This window comes from Mesorhizobium sp. WSM4815 (genome assembly GCF_055811575.1).
Genome location: NZ_JBVVQS010000055.1, coordinates 1 through 3,202, shown reverse-complemented (window position 1 = coordinate 3,202; position 3,202 = coordinate 1). Strand labels below are relative to the sequence as shown.

General features: G+C 62.1%; 3 protein-coding genes, 2 tRNA genes and 1 pseudogene. 3 read left to right on the top strand and 3 right to left on the bottom strand.

Features of this window, described 5'->3' with window-relative positions; translation table 11 throughout:
• Positions 1-43 precede the first annotated feature (43 nt).
• A complete protein-coding gene (locus AC0L2B_RS00300; RefSeq protein ID WP_473743650.1) occupies positions 44-892 on the bottom strand; it encodes a TrmH family RNA methyltransferase in 849 nt (282 codons plus the stop codon).
• A 200-nt stretch (positions 893-1,092) separates the two neighbouring features.
• Here AC0L2B_RS00300 and AC0L2B_RS00295 point away from each other — a divergent pair.
• Positions 1,093-1,177 (top strand) — tRNA-Tyr (locus AC0L2B_RS00295).
• A 69-nt stretch (positions 1,178-1,246) separates the two neighbouring features.
• Positions 1,247-1,320: transfer RNA gene (locus AC0L2B_RS00290), tRNA-Gly, on the top strand.
• Between the two features lie 101 nt (positions 1,321-1,421).
• On the opposite strand, the gene AC0L2B_RS00285 is transcribed toward AC0L2B_RS00290, so the two are convergent.
• Positions 1,422-1,856 (bottom strand): GFA family protein, encoded by a 435-nt coding sequence (locus tag AC0L2B_RS00285; protein WP_473743648.1) that lies wholly within the window; start codon positions 1,854-1,856, stop codon positions 1,422-1,424.
• Positions 1,857-1,931: 75 nt separating this feature from the next.
• Positions 1,932-2,819: a DMT family transporter gene (locus tag AC0L2B_RS00280; RefSeq protein WP_473743647.1), complete on the bottom strand. Its 888-nt coding sequence runs from the start codon at positions 2,817-2,819 to the stop codon at positions 1,932-1,934.
• A 306-nt stretch (positions 2,820-3,125) separates the two neighbouring features.
• Between AC0L2B_RS00280 and AC0L2B_RS00275 the strand changes: the two are divergent.
• Positions 3,126-3,202: pseudogene (locus AC0L2B_RS00275) on the top strand (GTP-binding protein); the annotation flags it as partial.

The window sequence follows — 3,202 nt, the reverse complement described above, 5'->3', positions numbered from 1 at the left end:
CCCCTACTCCCCTACTCCCCTACTGCCCTACTCCCTTACTCCCCTAACCCAAAAACTTCCTCGCCGCATAAATGCTCACCGCCGCGGCGTTCGACACGTTGAGCGAGCGGATGGCGCCGGGCATGTCGAGCCGGGCCAGCGTCGTCACCGTTTCACGCGTCTTCTGACGCAAGCCCTTGCCCTCGGCGCCTAGCACCAGCGCGATCCTTTCCCCGGCAAAACTTTTCTCGAGTTCCGCCGGCCCGTCGGAATCGAGGCCGATGGTCTGGAAGCCGGCCTCGTGCAACTGGCCGAGCGCGTCGGCGAGGTTTTTTACCTCGATCTGGTCGATATGCTCCAGCGCGCCGGAGGCCGACTTTGCCAGCACGCCGGATTCATGCGGACTGTGGCGCGCCGTGGTGATCAGCGCGCCGGCGCCGAAGGCGACCGCCGAGCGCAGGATCGCGCCGACATTGTGCGGATCGGTGACCTGGTCGAGGACCAGCACCAGCGTGGTATCGCCGAGCGCATCGAGGCGCTTGGGTTTTAGCGGCTCGGCTTCGATCAGCACGCCCTGATGCACGGCGTCAGAGCCGGTGACCTTGTCTATGTCTTTCGGCTCGACCATCTCTGTCTCAAAGGGCAGGGCGGTGAGGTCGGCGATAGCCAGCCGCTCGGCGGCGTTGCGCGTCACCAGCATCTTCTTGATCCGCCGGCGCGGATTGTCGAGTGCTGCTCGCACCGTGTGCAGGCCGTAAAGCCGCACCAGCCCATCCGCGGCGGTCTCTCCTGGTGGTACCGGCTGGCGCGGCCTGAACGCCGGCGCGCCGCCGCTCTTCTCGTCGCGATGCGCGCGGCGCAGCTTAGCGTAGTGGGTGTCTTTCGGGGTTTTGGGCTTGTTGTCGTTGCTCATGGCCGGTTCTATAGCCGTGTCGTTCGCCTATGGATACAGCCGCAAAACCCTGCTCGTCGGGTCGTCAACAAATTCAGCGCGTTTTGCCGGGATGTTGCGGTTGACAGTTTTGGGCGCTGCCGCCATAAGGCGCTTCGCGACGGGCTGCTCCTGCGGCCGCGACGCGTCGATGCCTCGTTGCATGGCTCCGGCGGCAGACTGGAGAGGTGCCCGAGTGGTTAAAGGGGACGGACTGTAAATCCGTTGGCTATGCCTACGTTGGTTCAAATCCAACCCTCTCCACCACTGCCGGCCCGGAAGCCCTGAAACGCAAAGCCTCGGACCGAAAAGTGCATAGCGGTTTTCGGGTGAAATGCGGGTATAGCTCAGTGGTAGAGCAGCAGCCTTCCAAGCTGAATATGCGGGTTCGATTCCCGCTACCCGCTCCAAGCATGCTGTTGAAGTCATTATCGAAAATAACTTCCTTGAAAATGCGCCGTGTCACTGCGTGTGCCTGAGCGGCAATGCCGTCAGCCACATCGCCAGGTCTTCAGTCGGCGCCCCCGGCGGCATGCTCTTCATATTGAGGCAGGTCGTCGGCGATCGTGAACCACTTCGCCTTGGAGCCGACAAAGATGTGCTGCGTTGGACGGATGGCCGGCTCGTCGACGAGGGTTCCCATGGTGACGTGGACGAAGGCGCCGTCGCGGACGACCGAGTAGAGCAATGAGCCGCAGGTCTTGCAGTGCACGTTGTGGCCGGTCTCCTCGCCAAAGATCAGGAGGTTGTCCTCGCCCTTGGTCAGGCTCAGTCTCTCACGCTCGATGCCGGCAAACGGCTTGAAAGCCGAACCGGTGGTGCGCCGGCAGTCCGAGCAGTGGCAGTTGGCGGCGTAGATGAACTCGTCGGCCACCGCGTATTGCACGGCGCCGCACAGGCATTTTCCGGCTAGCACGCGGTTGCCGGCATTCTCCTGGCTTGTCATAGGTTTCTCCATTTTTTTGCGGGCAGCGGCCAAGCTGAAATTTGTGGTCCGTTGTTTTGGTCACCACTGCCCAAACTATGCGACGACGGTCAGTCGGCGCCGCCGCTCGTCGAGCGACACGATGGTCAGCCCGCTGGTCACCACCAGCAGGATACCGCCGATCGCCAGCGCGTTCGGCAATTGCTGGAACACCACCAGGCCGGAAATGACCGCCCAGACGGTGAAGCAGTAGTAGAACGGCGCCACGACGCCGGTTGGCCCGGCGCGATAGGCCATGAAGATGAAGAAATGGCCAAAAATCAGGAACAATCCGGCCCCGGCCATCAGCAGCAAATGATGCGTCTCGGGGGCCACCCAACGCTCCGACATCAGATGCGCGACGCCTGATCCGACCAGCACCACCACCACCGCGGAAATTGCGACGATCATGCCAGGCACGTCGGCGGCGACCCGGCGCCCGGCGAGATCGCGCGCGGCGGCGAACGCCGCGTTGCCGAGCGCCAGCAAGGCGTAGACCGAGATTCCCTGCATCGTCGGCTGCGCCACCATCACCGCGCCGATGAAGCCGAGCCCGATCAACGCCATGCGCAAGCCGCCGATCCGTTCGCCGAACAGGACAGAGGAGCCAATCAGCATGAGCAGGGGCGTGATCTGTCCCAGGGCGGTCGAATCGGCGATCTGCATGTTGGCAAGCGCCACCACGTAGCAAAGGATTGCCGCCAACTCGAGCAGGTTTCTTTGCAACACTCTCCTGTCGAGGATCAGCGGGATCTGCCTGCCGTAGCCCAGCGCAAACAGCAACGGAATGCCCCACAGCGTTGCCGCCGTCCCGCGCAGAAACAGCACTTCATAGGGCGGCAGCCCAACCGTCGCGAGCTTCAACATGGTGTCGTTGGCGACATAGGACCCGGTCGACAGGATCATGAACAGCGGGCCGCGGATGGCGATCGGAATGAAATGCATCGGATCAGGAAATCAGACCGGCGTCACACCGGCAATGGGCCAGATCCGGCAGTAAATCCGGCAAGGCGGACAGGCGGAAGCGGCAATATCCGTCGGCTGAATGCCGGCAGCCGCGGAACCTATGTCAGGCCATTCCATTTCTTCTTGTTCGTTCCTATATCCGCGCCACATCCCCGAAAACCGGATCATGGGTTCAGACCGGGTGAGAAAGCCCCGGCCACAAGACACTTGTGTTTTTCGGCCGCAGTCGCTAATCGCCCCGCATTCGACTGAACTGAAGGTCCAGGCCGTCCAAGGAAAGAGACTATGGCAAAAGGTAAATTCGAGCGTACAAAGCCTCATGTGAACATCGGCACGATTGGCCATGTCGATCATGGCAAGAC

Excerpts from the sequence above, each read along its gene's own strand:
- AC0L2B_RS00300 (WP_473743650.1), bottom strand. The coding sequence starts at position 892 with ATGAGCAACGACAACAAGCCCAAAACCCCGAAAGACACCCACTACGCT.
- AC0L2B_RS00285 (WP_473743648.1), bottom strand. The coding sequence starts at position 1,856 with ATGACAAGCCAGGAGAATGCCGGCAACCGCGTGCTAGCCGGAAAATGC.
- AC0L2B_RS00280 (WP_473743647.1), bottom strand. The coding sequence starts at position 2,819 with ATGCATTTCATTCCGATCGCCATCCGCGGCCCGCTGTTCATGATCCTG.